Genomic DNA, 14,412 nt, shown 5'->3' on the forward strand with positions numbered 1-14,412 from the left:
AGCGAAGCCCAACAAGGGCGGCAACGCCGCCCCATGGGCTTGCACGCAACCCGTTGGGCTTCGCTCAGCTCAGCGCCAGGCCGAAACATTTATCCACAGCCTGACGCTGGCCTGCTCGCGCCAGGCTGCGATACTCGGCGGCTTTTCCAGCGGAAACCGGCATGACCAGCTTCACCCTAGGCCCCCTCGCCATTCCCACGCCGCACGCCCTGCTGTACCTGGGCTTCTTCGCCGCGCTGTTCAGCGGCTGGCTGGCCGGGCGCAAACGCAAGGCCAATCCCGAGGCGGCGCTGTTCGCCATGCTACTTGGCGGCCTGCTGGTGGCACGCCTGACATTCGTCGCGCGCTACTTCGAGCAGTACGCAGCAGTGCCCATGGGCCTGCTGGATATCCGCGATGGCGGTTTCAAGCCCTGGCCGGGCGTACTGGCAGCGGCGGCGATCGGCGCCGTGCTGGCCTGGCGCTCACCGGTCTTGCGCCGTCCGCTGGCCATCGCCCTGACTGTGGGCGGCCTGCTCTGGGGCTGCGCCAGCGCTATCCTCTCGGCCCTCGACCAGGGTCGGCAGTTGCCCGAGCTGACCCTGCACGACCTGCACGGTAACCCGATCGCCCTGCACGATCTGGACGGCCGGCCGCTGGTGGTGAACCTCTGGGCCACCTGGTGCCCGCCGTGCCGACGCGAAATTCCGGTGCTGGAAGCCGCCCAGCGAAACCATCCCGAGGTGCGCTTCGTGCTGGTGAACCAGGGGGAGCACGCCGAAGCGGTGGCCCGCTTCCTAACCGTGCAGGGCTTGAAGCCCAGCGATGTGCTGCTCGACAGCGGCAACCGCCTGGGCCAAGCCACCGGCTCATCTGGTCTGCCAACAACGCTGTTCTACGATGCCCAGGGCCGCTTGCAGCACAGCCACATGGGCGAGCTCTCAGCCGCGACCCTGGCGCATGGGCTGCGCCAGTTCCCCGATCCCGCCGGGCGCTAGCCCAACAGTTCCACCGCTGGCAGCACCAGGGAGGTCACCTCTGCCTGCAGGAAATCCCGCAACCGGCGCAAGCGGTCCTGGCCGCTGCGGGCGCGGGGCCAGACCAGGTAGTAACTCTCACCGCTGGCCACTGCGGTGGGCCAGGGCAGACCGATGCGTCCCAGGGCCACGTCCTCGGCCACCATCACCAGATCGCCAATGGAAACGCCATAGCCGCGGGTCGCGGCGACTATCCCCAGCTCCAGGGTGTCGAACACCTGGCCGCCCTTGAGCGACACCTGATCACCCAGCTCCATGCGCTGCAACCACTTGCGCCAGTCACGGCGGTCCGGCGTCGGGTGCAGCAGCTCGGTCTGCTGCAGACGTTCCAGGCTCCAGGGCTCGACCGCCTGCGAAGGCTCGCACACCGGGATCAGCCATTCACTGAACAGCAGGGTCACCTCCCAGTCCTGATTGAAGTGGCCGTCGCTGAGCAACACCGCGCAATCGAAGGGCTCGTGCTGGAAATCCACCTTATCCACATCCATCCAGGCGCTGGTGAGCTGCACCTCGACATCGGGGTTGAGGTAGCGAAAGCGGCTGAGGCGCGAGAGTAACCAGCGCATGGTCAGGGTCGAGGGCGCCTTGAGGCGCAGGGTGGCATCGTCGACCCGCAGCGTCGTGCAGGCGCGCTCCAGGGCATCGAAGCCATCGCGCAGGCCGGGTAAGAGCATGCGCGCCGGCTCGGTCAGTTGCAGATTGCGCCCCTGACGCTCGAACAGGCGGCAGGAAAAGTGCTCCTCCAGGGTGCGAATGTGGCGGCTGACCGCACTCTGGGTGATGGCCAACTCCTCGGCGGCGCGCGTGAAAGAGGCATGGCGGGCGGCGGCCTCGAAGGCGCGCAAGGCATAAAGCGGAGGAAGGCGGCGCGACATGTTCGTTTACCTATGAGTTTGACTCATGAATGGCATCATTTTTTTCCTTTTGTGCCGTCGCTTCAAGCCCAGGAAAATTAAATGTCCCTCAGTTGGTCGCAGGAAGCGGCCAAGGCACCTTGGAAGTGAGCGTTACTCATGCCACAGAACTTGCGCAACGAACTCCTGGCGATCCTCCGCCTGGCCGGCCCGCTGATCGCCGCCCAGTTGGCGCATGTGCTGATGGTGTTCACCGATACCGTGATGATGGGCCTGATCGGGCCTGAAGCGCTCGCAGGCGGAGGGTTGGGCGCGGCCAGTTACTCCTTCGTGTCGATCTTCTGTGTCGGGGTGATTGCCGCCGTCGGCAACCTGGTGGCGATCCGCCATGGAGCGAGCGATACCCTCGGCGCGGTGCGGCTGACCCAATCCGGCCTGTGGCTGGCAGGCGGCATGGCGCTGGGCGCCGGCATTCTGCTGTGGAACCTGGGGCCCATCCTGCTGGCCTTCGGCCAAGCGCCGGACAGCGTCACCGGTGCCACCCAGTTCCTCTCCACGCTGGTGTTCGCCCTGCCCGGCTACCTCGCCTTCATGGCCCTACGCGGCTTCACCAGCGCCATCGGCCGGCCGGGGCCGGTGATGGCCATCAGCATCGGTGGCGCGTTGGCCAACTTCCTTCTCAACTACGCGCTGATCCACGGCCTGTTCGGCCTGCCGCGTCTGGGGCTGGCCGGTATCGGCCTGGTCACGGCGATGGTGATGAACGCCATGGCCCTCCTGCTCGCTTGGCACATCGTGCGAAACCCCATCTACGCCGCCTACCCGCTCGCGCGCGGCCTGCTGCGCCCGTCCCGCGAGGCACTGAAGGAATTGCTGCGCCTCGGGCTGCCGATCGGCGGCACCTATGCGGTGGAATCCGGCCTGTTCGCCTTTGCTGCCTTGTGCATGGGTGCCCTGGGCAGCACCCAGCTGGCGGCACACCAGATCGCCATCCAGTCGGTGTACGTGGCCTTCATGGTGCCAGTGGGGATTTCCTACGCGGTGACGTTCCGTATCGGCCAGCAGTACGGCGCGGGCCGACTGGAGGATGCCCGCCACGCCGGGCGCCTGGGCATTGGTTTCGGCGCCGGCTGCATGCTGGCCTTCGCCGGGCTGTTCTGGCTGGCGCCGGAATGGGTGGTCGGGTTGTTCCTCGATCATGAGGCGGCGGAGTATCAGGAAGTGGTGCAATTGGCCGTGAGCCTGCTGGCGGTGGCCGCCTGGTTCGAGCTGTTCGACGGCACCCAGACCATTGCCATGGGCGCAATCCGTGGACTGAAGGATGCCAAGACCACGTTCCTTGTCGGCCTCGGCTGTTACTGGCTGGTGGGCGCGCCCGCAGCCTGGATGTTGGCCTTCCCGCTTGGCTGGGGCGCCGAGGGCGTCTGGTGGGGCCTGGCACTGGGCCTGGCTTGCGCGGCGGTTAGCCTGACGCTGGGCTTCGAATGGAAGACAGCGCGGCTACTGCGGCCGGCAGCGGATGCCACTGAAAAAAACATCTGCAGGGCGAGTTAGGTGCGGTTCTGCTCCATGGAAGGCTTGCGCATGGCCATTCGTGCCGACGCTACGCGCAGCCCGGCCCGCAGCCTGTCGCGGGGGCCGGATAAACCGGAGCGAAGCCGCCACCGGGGGTGCGGAAATTGGTGGTCTGGCCCTGATAGACCCGCGCCGCCACCCACTGCACCTCGCCCAGATAGGCGTAATTGCGCAGATCGAACTTCAGTGCCGGGCCGGCATTTGCCATCACGCGCTGGCCGGGTTGCACCAAGGCCTGCGCCACGAAATCGCCGGCGAGGATGTCCTGCCAGACCCGCTGAGTCAGCTTGTCGCCACGATAGGCTGCGCGGCTGCCGTATCCCCCGCGCGGCTTGAAGAACAGGCGCCGCCGCTCCTGCCACAGGCGCTCGGCATCCTCTGGCGTTACCACCTCGGTATGCGGGATGGCAGCCGCCAAGACCTCGGCCTCGGCTGCCGGCAGCCCGGCACGGCGCAAGAAACCACTATCGCCCAGCAGCGCCAGGTTGCGCTTGTCGGCATACAGCGCATGGCTTTGCGGGTGCGGTGTGAGCACGACCGCGCGCTGTAGATAGGCCTGCTGCAGCACGGCATTGGCTGCCTCGTCGAGGGCGAAATCGGTCAGCCGGTTGTAGACCAGGTCGATGGCCAGCTCGCCGCACCACAGGCGCCCTTCGCGCAATTCCAGGTCGGTCGGATCGGCGATCACCGCTTGCAGGCCGTGCCCCTGGAACAATTGCTGGAACAGCAGGAACTCCGGGTAAAGGTATTGCTGTGCCGGCGCCGCATCGACAATGGCGATACTTGCCAGCGGCCTCGCCTGCCCGGCCAGCGCCCACTCGCGGCGGAACATGGCGAGGATCGCCGCCTCCAGCATCTCGGCCCGTCCCGTGGGCGGCAACAGTTGCTCGATTGCGGGACAGCAGGCGCGCTGCGCCCTTGCCAGGACCGCATTGAGCAGCGCACCGCCGGCATTGCTGTTGATCTCGATCAGGCCGAAGGCATCGCCATCCAGGTGGAAGTCGTAGCCAAAAAACACCCCGCGCGGCCCCATCGCCATCCGAGCGATGGCCGGCGCCCTGGCCAGCACCTCTTCGCGATAGGCCGGCAGGGCTATGGCAGCCTCTGCGGCGCGAACCACATCAGTCATTCGCGTCAGCTCAGCCGGCGCAACGAACACCGGATGACTGGCGAACAGGTAAGGGCAGCGCTCGCGCACCAACTCATACACCCCCGGCAGCCCCAGGTGCGTCTCCAGCGCCGCGCGCAGTGCCTGCTCGTCCAGGCCGATGCAGAAGCACCGGCTGTTCAGGGCCTGCACCGACACCTCGGCGAAGGCCGACTGCACGGCCGCGGGCAAAGACTCGGTGATGGCGGTGCACGCCGGCAGATCGGTGGAATCGGACATGGATCGGCTCGTCATGCGCAGAGTAGTCATTACGATAGCCAGCGGCGGCGGGGCTGGAAAGCAGGACGCCAGGGCTCGCGGCAGGTTGCACGCTTCACGACAGGCACAAAGCCAATTACAGCCGATGAGGCCGGCCTGGCCCGGCGGTTCCCTAGGCGGAGGGCAAGCTGGCAAACATCGGCTGGCGGGTGCCGAAAACGAGGAAACGTGCCAACTCGGCCAGTGGCAACGGCCGACTGATCCAGTAGCCCTGGGCCTGGTCGCAGCCGAATTGCCGCAACAGGGCCAGCTGCTCGGCGTTCTCCACACCTTCCGCAACCACTTCCAGCTTGAGGTTCTGTGCCAGGTTGATCATCGCCTTGACCAGTTGGCGATTCTCCGAGCGTTCGTGCATGTCGCCTACGAAGCTCTTGTCGATCTTGAGCAGCGCGATAGGCAGGCTGCTGAGGTGGACGAAGGACGAGAAGCCGGTTCCGAAGTCATCCAGCGAAAAACGCACGCCAAGTTTGCCGAGGGCATCCATCGTCTGCCGGACCTGGTCGCTGCGGCGCATCACGGCCGTTTCGGTGAGTTCGAACTCCAGCCATCTGGCATCGATGCCGCGCTCGCTGATCAGCCGACTCAGGGTCGGTAGCAGTTGGCTGTCCTGGAACTGCCGGAACGACAGGTTCACCGCCATGTGCAGCGGTGGCAGCCCCCGACCGCGCAACCATTGCATGTCGCGCAGGGCGCGGGAGATCACCCAGTAACCCAGCGGGACGATCAGGCCGCTCTCCTCAGCCAGCGGGACGAACTCGTTGGGGGTCAGCAGGCCGCGCTCGGCGTGCCGCCAGCGCACCAGCGCCTCCAGGCCGACGATGGTGCCGGTCTTCAGGCACAGGCGTGGCTGGTAGTGCAGCTCCAGTTCGTCCCGACGCAAGGCGCGGCGCAGCTCGCTTTCCAGGTCGGCCCGGCTGCGCGCGCTGCGGTTGATCCGCTCGTCGAATATGTGGAAGGTGCAGCCCTGAGTCGCCTTGGCCTGCTGCATGGCAATGTGCGCATGCCACATCAGCGGGTCTGCGCCCTCGCGGGAGCGCGCCTGCGCCAGGCCCAGGCTGCAACCGAGGAGCAGGCTTTCACCGTCCACCCAGTAAGGTTCGGCCAGCGCCTCGACGATATGCTCGGCAAGGCGTGCGAGTCGCGTTGGATCGTGCCGAATATCCAGCAGCAAAGCGAATTCATCGCTACCCAGACGCGCCAGCTGGTCTCTGGACCCTAGCTGTGCCTTCAGGCGTGCTACCACCTGTCGGATCAGACGGTCACCGGCCTGGTAGCCGAGGGCGTCGTTGGCGTGGCGAAAGTTATCCAGGTCAAGATGGCCGAGCGCCAACCCGCGCCCCTCATACTCCATCAGCCGGGCGGCCAGAAGTGTCTGAAAACCCTGGCGGTTGGCGATGCCGGTCAGCGGGTCCTGCTCGGCCAGGCGTTCCAGCGCCCCCTGCAAGGTTCGCCGCTCACGGACATGGCGCAAAGTCCTGCGCACGACATCGACGCTGAGGTGCTCGCGCACCAGCCAGTCACAGGCTCCCTGCGGGGGCTCGCTCGGCTCACTCTCGAGCAACAGGATGACCGGCAGTGGGCAACGACCGGCGGGCGGCACGTGGCCTGGAGTGCAGAGGATCACCGCTGCGCCCGGATCATCGAGCAGATCGCGGGCAGCTTCCCAGGAGACGGCGGTGATCAATGGGGATGCGCTGCCCATCGCGGCCAGAAGCTCGCGGAGACGTTCAGCCCAGACTGGCGATTCGGCCAGCAGGAGCATGCGCAAGGGCTCTGAGAGCGCGGACAAATGACCTCCCCGGGGTCAAGGATTCTGCAGCGTGATAACGCCACTTTGCGCCGTTATCGGCGTCGTTCTCGTCAGGCATCCTTGCCCGCCCCGTCTGGCTCAAGCCATCCGGGGCGGATCAATCCTACTTGATGCGGGGAAATATCCAAGCACAACCCTCATGCAAAGGGTGATGGATCACAGAGCGTCCGGATACGCTTCGGTAGAAACCGCCGGCCTGCTAGAATGCGCGGCCATTCGCCTCGATCCATTGCAGTATGTCCCGACTCAATCCTCGGCAGCAGGAAGCCGTGAACTATGTCGGTGGTCCCCTTCTGGTGCTCGCCGGTGCTGGCTCCGGCAAGACCAGCGTGATCACCCGCAAGATCGCCTACCTGGTCCAGCAGTGCGGGATCCGCGCCCAGTACATCGTCGCGGTGACCTTCACCAACAAGGCCGCGCGCGAGATGAAGGAGCGCGTCAGCTCCCTGCTGCGCGGCGGCGAAGGCAAGGGCCTGACCGTCTCCACCTTCCACAACCTCGGCCTGAACATCATCCGCAAGGAACACACACGCCTGGGCTACAAGCCCGGTTTTTCGATTTTCGATGAGTCGGACATCAAGGCGCTGCTCAGCGACATCATGCAGAAGGAGTATTCCGGGGATGATGGCGTCGACGAAATCAAGGGTTACATCGGCAACTGGAAGAACGACCTGATCCTGCCCGAAGAGGCCCTGGCCAAGGCGCGAAACCCCAAGGAGCAGACCGCTGCCATCGTCTACCTGCACTACCAGCGCACGCTCAAGGCATACAATGCGGTTGACTTCGACGACCTGATCCTGATGCCGGTGAAGTTGTTCCAGGACAACCCGGACATCCTGGAGAAGTGGCAGAACCGCGTGCGCTATATGCTGGTCGACGAATACCAGGACACCAACGCCAGCCAGTACCTGCTGGTGAAGCTGCTGGTGCAGCACCGCGCCCAGTTCACCGTGGTCGGCGATGACGACCAGTCGATCTACGCCTGGCGTGGCGCACGCCCGGAAAACCTGATGCAGCTGAAGGAAGATTTTCCCTCGCTGAAGGTGGTGATGCTGGAGCAGAACTATCGCTCCACGAGCCGCATCCTCAAGTGCGCGAACATCCTCATCGCCAACAATCCGCACGTGTTCGAGAAACAGCTGTGGAGCGAAATGGGCGTGGGCGATCCGATCCGGGTGATCCGCTGCCGCAACGAGGACGCCGAGGCCGAGCGCATCGCCATGGAAATCCTCACCCTGCACTTGCGCACCCAGCGCCCGTACAGCGAGTTCGCCATCCTCTACCGGGGCAATCACCAGGCCAAGCTGATGGAGCTCAAGCTGCAGCACCATCAGATTCCCTATCGCCTGTCCGGCGGCACCAGCTTCTTCGGCCGCCAGGAAGTGAAGGACCTGATGTCCTACTTCCGCCTGCTGGTGAACCCGGACGACGACAACGCCTTCCTGCGGGTGATCAACGTGCCGCGTCGCGAGATAGGCTCCACCACCCTGGAAAAGCTCGGCAACTACGCCACCGAGCGCGGTATCTCAATGTACGCCGCGAGCGATGAAATGGGACTTTCCGAGCACCTGGACAGTCGTTTCAGCGAGCGCCTGCAGCGCTTCAAGCGCTTCATGGATGGGGTACGCCAGCAATGCGCGCAGAACGACCCCATCGCCGCCCTGCGCAGCATGGTCATGGACATCGACTACGAGAACTGGATTCGCCAGAACGCCTCCAGCGACAAGGTCGCTGACTTTCGCATGGGCAACGTCTGGTTCCTCATCGAAGCCCTGAAGAACACCCTCGAGCGCGACGAGGAAGGCGGCATGACCATCGAAGAGGCCATTGCCAAGCTGGTGCTGCGCGACATGCTCGAACGCCAGCAGGAAGAAGAGGAAGGCGCCGATGGCGTGCAGATGATGACCCTGCACGCGTCCAAGGGGCTCGAATTCCCCTATGTGTTCATCATGGGCGTGGAGGAGGACATCCTTCCCCATCGTTCCAGCATCGAAGCGGACACGATCGAAGAAGAACGCCGCCTGGCCTACGTGGGCATCACCCGCGCGCGGCAGAACCTGGCCATGACCTTCGCCGCCAAGCGCAAGCAGTACGGTGAGATCATCGAATGCTCGCCGAGCCGCTTCCTCGAGGAACTCCCGCAGGAAGACCTCGAGTGGGAAGGCATGGACGACGCGCCGGTCGAGGTCAAGGCCGCTCGCGGTAACACGGCATTGGCGGATATCCGTGCAATGCTGAAGAAATCCTGATCAGTCACCAACAACCCCGGCGCAGACCGGGCTTATGAACGAGGGTACGGGCGTGGAAGCGCTGAAACAGAAGATTCGCGAAGAGGGCATCGTCCTCTCCGACCAGGTACTGAAGGTCGATGCCTTCCTCAACCACCAGATCTACCCCAAGCTGATGCAGCAGGTCGGGCACGAATTCGCTGAGCGTTTCCGCGGCCAAGGCATCACCAAGATCGTCACCATCGAGGCTTCCGGTATCGCGCCGGCCGTGATGGCAGGCCTGGAACTGGGTGTGCCGGTGATCTTCGCCCGCAAGTACCAGTCGCTGACCCTGAAGGAGAACCTCTACATCTCCAAGGTGTTCTCCTTCACCAAGCAGAGCGAAAGCACTATCGCCATCTCCGCCAAGCACCTGACCGCCGCTGACCATGTGCTGGTGATCGACGACTTCCTTGCCAATGGCCACGCGGCCAAGGCGCTGATCGACCTGATCGGCCAAGCCGGGGCGAGCGTCGCCGGGATGGGCATCGTGATCGAGAAGTCGTTCCAGGAAGGCCGCGGCCTTCTGGAAAGCGAAGGCTATCGGGTCGAGTCGCTGGCGCGGGTCAGCTCCCTGGCCAATGGCCAGGTCACCTTTGTCGAATAAGCCCTGAGCGCGACATCAGGTCGCAGTTGAGAGGCACAAAAAAGCCGCCCTCGGGCGGCTTTTTTGTCGCTGTCGAGTCTATTACAGACCGGACATCTTCTTGATGGTGGCTTTCAGCTCATCATCGGTGCAGTCAGCACAGGTGCCTTTCGGTGGCATCGCGTTGATGCCCGTGATGGCCTTGGCCAGGATGCCGTCGAGGCCGCCCTGGTGGTCAGCACGCTCTTTCCAGGCTGCCTTGTCGCCGATCTTCGGCGCGCCGAGCACGCCAGCGGTGTGGCAAGCGCCACAATGTTTGGCAATGATGTCGTCCGGAGTACGAGCACCGCCGCCAGCGGCAGCAGCCACGGCACCGACGCCCTTGCACTCTTGCCCCATCACGCAGACTTCACCGACCGGCTTGATGCGTTCGGCGATGGCATCGTCGGTCGCGGCCTGAGCGCTGACAGCCCACAGGGCCAATACGGCGGCATGGGCCGCCAGCATTTTCTTGATTAGGTTCACCCTTACACCCTCATCGTGGCTAGAGACGCCCGCGGCCACGGTTTCGCGGGCGGGCGCAAGTATAACGGTAAGCCCGTCATGCTGAAATAACCCTGCAGGGCTCAATGCCAAGGCGTGACGGGAGAGCTTTTCAGAAATTCGCAGGAGACGTGGCGCTGATCAGCCGGGCGGGCGCATCGAAAGGATTACGGAATCGATGTGGCTTGCTGCTTTCGAAGTAGTAGCTGTCACCCGGCTCGAGCACGTAGACATCGCTGCCCACCGTCAGCTCCAGTCGCCCTTCCACCAGCATGCCGGCTTCCTCGCCGTCGTGGGCGTACATCTCATCACCGGTATCGGAGCCTGGCGGGTAGGTTTCGTCGAGGAACGCGATGGCCCGGCTCGGATGGGCCTTGCCCACCAGCTTCATGGTAATGGCGCCGCTACAGATGTCGGTGAGTTCGGAGGCCCGGTAGACGACCTGGACCTGATTGTCCTGCTCCAGGTCGAGCGAGAAGAATTCCACCAACGACATCGGAATACCGCCCAGCACCTTCTTCAGCGAACTGATGGAGGGGCTGACGCTGTTCTTCTCGATCATGGAAATCGTGCTGTTGGTGACGCCCGCCCGCTTGGCGAGTTCACGCTGGGAGAGGCCTTTCAGCTTGCGAATGGCTTGCAGTCGAACACCAACGTCCAATGGCGGGATCCTCCTTGGGGATCAGGGGTGGTCACGGTCGCCGTATCATGGCAACAGCGTTCAGTATTTACAACACTCCGGTTGTCAATACTGCGCCAACTTTCCCTGCCCCAAAGAAAATCTTCGTAAAAGCAATCACTTGGATAATCGATCAAAAACGATGATCGATTTCCTGATCACCCGCTCAGCTGTAAACCAACGGCACTCGCCGCAGGTTGCAGAAAATCTGGTATGGAATGGTGCCGGCGTGTGCCGCCACTTCGCTGGCCAGCACCTGCTTGCCCCACAGTTCGACACGGCTGCCCAGGCCCGCCTGCGGCAGGTCAGTCAGGTCAACGGTGAGCATATCCATGGACACTCGGCCGATCAGGCGGCTGAACTGCCCGTCGATGGTCACCGGTGTGCCGGTCGGCGCATGGCGCGGGTAGCCGTCGGCGTAACCCATGGCGACCACGCCGACACGGGTCGGACGATCAGTGACAAAACGCGCGCCGTAACCTACCGGCTGACCCGCCGGCAGTTCGCGTACGCTGATGATTTTCGACTCCAGCGTCATGACCGGCTTCAGGCGCTCGGCCAACGGATGCGCCTGCTCGAATGGCGTGGCGCCGTACAGCATGATGCCCGGGCGTACCCAATCGCTGGGGACTTGCGGCCAGCCCAGCACGGCCGGCGAGTTGCGCAGGCTCACTTCAGCCGACAGGCCGGTGCGGGCCTGCTCGAAGACGGCGACCTGCTCCTCGCTGCTGGCGCAATCGAGCTCGTCGGCTCGGGCGAAGTGGCTCATCAGCACGATCTTCTCGACCTTGCCACTGGCCTGCAGGCGTTGGTAAGCGTCACGGTACTCGGCCGGGTGCAGGCCAACCCGGTGCATCCCGGAGTCGAGCTTGAGCCAAACCGTCAGCGGCTTGCGCAATTCGGCCCGCTCGATGGCCTCGAGCTGCCAACTGGCGTGCACTACGGTCCAGAAATCATGCTCCTGGATCAGGCTGAGTTCGTCCGCCTCGAAGAACCCCTCAAGCAGCAGGATCGGCTTGCGGATGCCGGCCGCGCGTAGTTGCAGGGCCTCCTCGATACAAGCCACGGCGAATCCATTGGCCTCTCCCTCCAGCGCTTCGGCGCAGCGCACCGCGCCATGGCCGTAGGCATCGGCCTTGACTACGGCCAGCGCCTTGGCGCCGCTGACTTCACGGGCCAGACGATAGTTGTGGCGAAGGGCTTCGAAATCGATCAGGGCACGAGCGGGACGCATGGCGAGGGCTTCTTCTCTTATCGGAAAAAACCCGGCGCGAACGCCGGGCTGAGCAAGTTCGTTAAGGCAGGGCGGCGATAACCGTCATTTCCACCAGTACGTCAGGCGAGTACATCGCCGCCTCGACGCAGGCGCGGGCTGGCGCATGGCCGACCGGCACCCAGGCATCCCATACCGCGTTCATCGCGGCGTAGTCGGCCGCCATGTCCTTGAGGTAGATGGTCACCGAGAGAATGCGGCTCTTGTCGGTGCCGGCCTCGGCCAGCATGCGGTCGATGCTGGCGAGGGTCTCGCGAGTCTGCTGTCCGACTCCCGCACTGTGGCTCTCATCCAACTGGCCGGCCAAATAGACCGTGCCGTTGTGGATGACGATTTCGCTGTAACGGGTTTCAGTGCGCAGGCGCTGGATTGACATTGTTCGGGGTCTCCTTGGAATTGCCATAGCGGAAGATGTCCAGGCCTTCGGCGCTTATCTGCGGACGCTTGCGCGCCATCAGGTCGGCCAACAGGCGGCCAGAGCCGCAGGCCATGGTCCAGCCAAGGGTACCGTGTCCAGTGTTGAGGAACAGGTTGCGGAACGGGGTCGCGCCCACGATTGGGGTGCCGTCCGGAGTGGCCGGGCGCAGGCCGGTCCAGAAGCTGGCCTGGGACAGGTCGCCGCCTTCCGGGTAGAGGTCGGCGGTGATCATTTCCAGGGTGTCGCGGCGCGCCGGATTCAGGTCCAGATTGAAGCCGGTGATCTCGGCCATGCCGCCCACGCGGATGCGTTTGTCGAAGCGGGTGATGGCGACCTTGTAGGTCTCGTCGAGAATGGTCGAGGTCGGAGCCATGGCCGGATTGGTGATCGGTACGGTCAGCGAATAGCCCTTGAGCGGATAGACCGGCGCCTTGATGCCCAGCGGTTTGAGCATCTGCGGGGTATAGCTGCCGAGGGCGAGCACATAGCGGTCGGCGGTTTCCAGCTTGCCGTTGATCCAGACGCCGTTGATGCGGTCGCCGGCGAAGTCCAGACCTTCGATGTTCTGACCAAAGCGGAACTCCACGCCCAGCTTCTCCGCCATCTCTGCGAGGCGGGTGGTGAACAGTTGGCAGTCGCCGGTCTGGTCGTTAGGCAAGCGCAGGGCGCCGGCCAGCTTGTGCTTCACGTTGGCCAGGGCCGGTTCGACGCGGGCGATGCCGTCGCGGTCGAGCAGCTCGTAAGGCACGCCGGAACGCTCAAGCACGGCAATGTCCTTGGCCGCGGCGTCTACCTGGGCCTGGGTGCGGAACAGTTGGGTGGTGCCGAGCGCGCGGCCTTCATAGCTGATGCCGGTTTCAGCACGGAGCTCATCGAGGCAGTCGCGGCTGTACTCGGACAGACGCACCATGCGCTCCTTGTTCACCGCATAGCGGGCGGCGGTGCAGTTACGCAGCATCTGCGTCATCCACAGGTACTGGTCGATGTCGCTGGTGGTGCGGATGGCCAACGGCGCGTGCTGCTGCAGCATCCATTTGACGGCCTTCAGCGGCACGCCGGGCGCAGCCCAGGGCGATGCATAACCGGGGGAAACCTGACCAGCGTTGGCAAAGCTGGTTTCCATGGCCACGGCGTTCTGGCGGTCGACCACGACCACCTCGAACCCTGCCTGAGCCAGGTAATAGGCGCTAGTCGTACCGATCACACCACTGCCAAGGACCATCACTCGCATGTCTGTCTCCATTCGCAGCGGGGAATTCGCTGCGTTTGTTATTTTGAGCGTCAATGGCGCGAAGTATAGGGAGACAAGGCCAGTGATATTCACTATATAGATAGCTATATTTGGCGATAATTCTTGGCAAAATGCGCTTAAACGGAGGGGCATCCACCATGCGCACACAGCATCAAACCCGGCGTGAACTGGACAAGATAGACCGGAATATTTTACGAATCCTGCAGGAGGACGGCCGGATCTCTTTTACCGAACTAGGTGAGCGCGTCGGCCTCTCGACCACCCCCTGCACCGAGCGCGTTCGCCGCCTGGAGCGCGAAGGCATCATCCTTGGCTACAACGCGCGGCTTAACCCGCAACACCTGAAGGCCAGCCTGCTGGTGTTCGTCGAAATCAGCCTGGACTACAAGTCCGGTGACACCTTCGAGGACTTCCGCCGCGCCGTGCTGAAGCTGCCCCACGTGCTCGAGTGCCATCTGGTCTCTGGCGATTTCGACTACCTGGTGAAGGCCCGGATCAACGAGATGGCCTCGTATCGCAAGCTACTCGGCGACATCCTGCTGAAGCTGCCACACGTGCGTGAATCCAAGTCCTACATCGTCATGGAAGAAGTGAAGGAGTCCCTCAACCTGCCCATTCCGGATTGAGCGCAACCTGGACGACCTACCCCCCTTGGCAGCGCCGAGGGGTTCGACTTATCCTGCCCGGGCGTTTAATTTTAACAACACAATAAT

13 protein-coding genes are annotated in these 14,412 nt (G+C 63.8%); 5 read left to right on the top strand and 8 right to left on the bottom strand.

Features of this window, described 5'->3' with window-relative positions; genetic code table 11:
• Window positions 1–161 precede the first annotated feature (161 nt).
• Window positions 162–977 (top strand): TlpA disulfide reductase family protein, encoded by an 816-nt coding sequence (locus tag J7302_RS07140; RefSeq protein ID WP_215372255.1) that lies wholly within the window; start codon window positions 162–164, stop codon window positions 975–977.
• Here J7302_RS07140 and J7302_RS07145 read toward each other — a convergent pair.
• A complete protein-coding gene (locus J7302_RS07145; RefSeq protein WP_215372257.1) occupies window positions 974–1,891 on the bottom strand; it encodes a LysR substrate-binding domain-containing protein in 918 nt (305 codons plus the stop codon). The genes J7302_RS07140 and J7302_RS07145 overlap by 4 nt on opposite strands.
• Window positions 1,892–2,029: 138 nt before the next feature.
• On the opposite strand from J7302_RS07145, the gene J7302_RS07150 reads away from it, so the two are divergent.
• The gene (locus J7302_RS07150) at window positions 2,030–3,424 is read left to right on the top strand and encodes a NorM family multidrug efflux MATE transporter (protein ID WP_215372259.1); all 1,395 of its coding nucleotides are present in this window, start codon (window positions 2,030–2,032) and stop codon (window positions 3,422–3,424) included.
• A gap of 49 nt (window positions 3,425–3,473) precedes the next feature.
• Here J7302_RS07150 and J7302_RS07155 read toward each other — a convergent pair whose 3' ends face one another.
• Together J7302_RS07155 and J7302_RS07160 are read right to left on the bottom strand one after the other, a co-directional pair.
• On the bottom strand, window positions 3,474–4,832 hold the full coding sequence (locus tag J7302_RS07155) for a hypothetical protein (RefSeq protein WP_251701888.1): 1,359 nt from the start codon (window positions 4,830–4,832) through the stop codon (window positions 3,474–3,476).
• Between the two features lie 151 nt (window positions 4,833–4,983).
• Window positions 4,984–6,660, bottom strand: a complete 1,677-nt coding sequence (locus tag J7302_RS07160) for a putative bifunctional diguanylate cyclase/phosphodiesterase (protein ID WP_455429744.1) — start codon at window positions 6,658–6,660, stop codon at window positions 4,984–4,986.
• A gap of 257 nt (window positions 6,661–6,917) precedes the next feature.
• Between J7302_RS07160 and rep the strand changes: the two genes are divergently transcribed.
• The gene (rep, locus tag J7302_RS07165; RefSeq protein ID WP_215372261.1) at window positions 6,918–8,930 is read left to right on the top strand and encodes a DNA helicase Rep; all 2,013 of its coding nucleotides are present in this window, start codon (window positions 6,918–6,920) and stop codon (window positions 8,928–8,930) included.
• Window positions 8,931–8,982: 52 nt separating this feature from the next.
• Window positions 8,983–9,555 carry a xanthine phosphoribosyltransferase gene (locus J7302_RS07170; protein ID WP_215372502.1) on the top strand — a complete coding sequence of 191 codons (573 nt, stop codon included), beginning with the start codon at window positions 8,983–8,985 and terminating at the stop codon, window positions 9,553–9,555.
• 81 nt (window positions 9,556–9,636) lie between these two features.
• Here J7302_RS07170 and J7302_RS07175 read toward each other — a convergent pair whose 3' ends face one another.
• The 5 genes from J7302_RS07175 to dadA form a co-directional block, all read right to left on the bottom strand.
• The gene (locus J7302_RS07175; protein ID WP_349814428.1) at window positions 9,637–10,059 is read right to left on the bottom strand and encodes a c-type cytochrome; all 423 of its coding nucleotides are present in this window, start codon (window positions 10,057–10,059) and stop codon (window positions 9,637–9,639) included.
• Window positions 10,060–10,189: 130 nt separating this feature from the next.
• Window positions 10,190–10,738 carry a cupin domain-containing protein gene (locus tag J7302_RS07180; RefSeq protein ID WP_215372263.1) on the bottom strand — a complete coding sequence of 183 codons (549 nt, stop codon included), beginning with the start codon at window positions 10,736–10,738 and terminating at the stop codon, window positions 10,190–10,192.
• A 184-nt stretch (window positions 10,739–10,922) separates the two neighbouring features.
• A complete protein-coding gene (gene alr / locus J7302_RS07185; RefSeq protein ID WP_215372265.1) occupies window positions 10,923–11,990 on the bottom strand; it encodes an alanine racemase in 1,068 nt (355 codons plus the stop codon).
• A 61-nt stretch (window positions 11,991–12,051) separates the two neighbouring features.
• Window positions 12,052–12,405, bottom strand: a complete 354-nt coding sequence (locus J7302_RS07190) for a RidA family protein (protein ID WP_215372267.1) — start codon at window positions 12,403–12,405, stop codon at window positions 12,052–12,054.
• Window positions 12,380–13,678 carry a D-amino acid dehydrogenase gene (gene dadA, locus J7302_RS07195; protein WP_215372269.1) on the bottom strand — a complete coding sequence of 433 codons (1,299 nt, stop codon included), beginning with the start codon at window positions 13,676–13,678 and terminating at the stop codon, window positions 12,380–12,382. The genes J7302_RS07190 and dadA overlap by 26 nt, the downstream gene beginning before the upstream one ends.
• 158 nt (window positions 13,679–13,836) lie before the next feature.
• Between dadA and J7302_RS07200 the strand changes: the two genes are divergently transcribed.
• Window positions 13,837–14,325 carry an Lrp/AsnC ligand binding domain-containing protein gene (locus J7302_RS07200; RefSeq protein WP_215372271.1) on the top strand — a complete coding sequence of 163 codons (489 nt, stop codon included), beginning with the start codon at window positions 13,837–13,839 and terminating at the stop codon, window positions 14,323–14,325.
• The last annotated feature ends 87 nt before the right edge of the window (window positions 14,326–14,412 follow it).

The organism is Metapseudomonas boanensis (genome assembly GCF_018704125.1).
Classification (GTDB): Bacteria; Pseudomonadota; Gammaproteobacteria; order Pseudomonadales; family Pseudomonadaceae; genus Metapseudomonas; species Metapseudomonas boanensis.

Bases quoted from the DNA above. Each gene is read 5' to 3' on its own strand.
- J7302_RS07150 (WP_215372259.1), top strand. From the start codon at position 2,030: ATGCCACAGAACTTGCGCAACGAACTCCTGGCGATCCTCCGCCTGGCC.
- J7302_RS07200 (WP_215372271.1), top strand. From the start codon at position 13,837: ATGCGCACACAGCATCAAACCCGGCGTGAACTGGACAAGATAGACCGG.
- alr (WP_215372265.1), bottom strand. From the start codon at position 11,990: ATGCGTCCCGCTCGTGCCCTGATCGATTTCGAAGCCCTTCGCCACAAC.
- J7302_RS07155 (WP_251701888.1), bottom strand. From the start codon at position 4,832: ATGTCCGATTCCACCGATCTGCCGGCGTGCACCGCCATCACCGAGTCT.
- J7302_RS07190 (WP_215372267.1), bottom strand. From the start codon at position 12,405: ATGTCAATCCAGCGCCTGCGCACTGAAACCCGTTACAGCGAAATCGTC.
- rep (WP_215372261.1), top strand. From the start codon at position 6,918: ATGTCCCGACTCAATCCTCGGCAGCAGGAAGCCGTGAACTATGTCGGT.
- J7302_RS07145 (WP_215372257.1), bottom strand. From the start codon at position 1,891: ATGTCGCGCCGCCTTCCTCCGCTTTATGCCTTGCGCGCCTTCGAGGCC.
- dadA (WP_215372269.1), bottom strand. From the start codon at position 13,678: ATGCGAGTGATGGTCCTTGGCAGTGGTGTGATCGGTACGACTAGCGCC.
- J7302_RS07140 (WP_215372255.1), top strand. From the start codon at position 162: ATGACCAGCTTCACCCTAGGCCCCCTCGCCATTCCCACGCCGCACGCC.